Source organism: Criibacterium bergeronii (assembly GCF_001693775.2).
Taxonomy (GTDB): Bacteria; Bacillota; Clostridia; order Peptostreptococcales; family Filifactoraceae; genus Peptoanaerobacter; species Peptoanaerobacter bergeronii.
Genome location: NZ_MBEW02000076.1, coordinates 1 through 691 on the forward strand (window position 1 = coordinate 1; position 691 = coordinate 691).

Below are 691 nucleotides of genomic sequence, written 5' to 3' on the forward strand. Positions count from 1 at the left end.
GCTGTAAAGGTAGTATCAAAAGAAGTTGAACAGTTTTTTAACAAAGACAAAGCACTTATAATTATTACTCATCACAAGGACATCTTGGCAGACATAAAACCTGATATAGTTCATGTCTTAAAGGACGGAGAAATGGTTAAGACTTCTGATGCGTCTTTAATAGATGAAATAGAGTCACAAGGCTACGAAAATCTTTAATAATGTATCAATAAGGAGCAATAATAAATGGAACAACGACAAAAGTCAAACGTAGCGGAGATAGATAGAGGCATTTACGATATCAAAAATGCCTTTACCTATTCACAAAAATCCGACCAAGGTTTGAATGAAGATATAGTAAGAGAAATTTCCAAAAACAAAAATGAACCGGACTGGGTTCTAAAAAGAAGATTAAGGTCTTTAGAATTATTCAACGAAATTCCAAATCCAACATGGGGACCTGATTTATCAGGAATGGATATCAACAAAATCACAACCTATATAAAACCTAAGGCAGGACTGGCGACAAACTGGGATAATTTACCGGACGACATAAAAAACACTTTTGATGTACTTGGTATTCCTGAGGCGGAAAAAGAGGCATTAGCAGGAGTAGGAGCACAGTATGACTCAGAAGAAGTATATCACAGCATAAAACAATACCTTGTAGACCAAGGAGTTATATATACAGATTTTGATGCTGCTATAAGAG

At 35.2% G+C, this 691-nt stretch carries 2 pseudogenes; both read left to right on the plus strand.

Annotated elements, in window-relative coordinates:
- Positions 1-198: pseudogene (locus BBG48_RS11070) on the plus strand (Fe-S cluster assembly ATPase SufC); the annotation flags it as partial.
- Between the two features lie 27 nt (positions 199-225).
- Positions 226-691 (plus strand): annotated as a pseudogene (locus BBG48_RS10850) (Fe-S cluster assembly protein SufB); the annotation flags it as partial.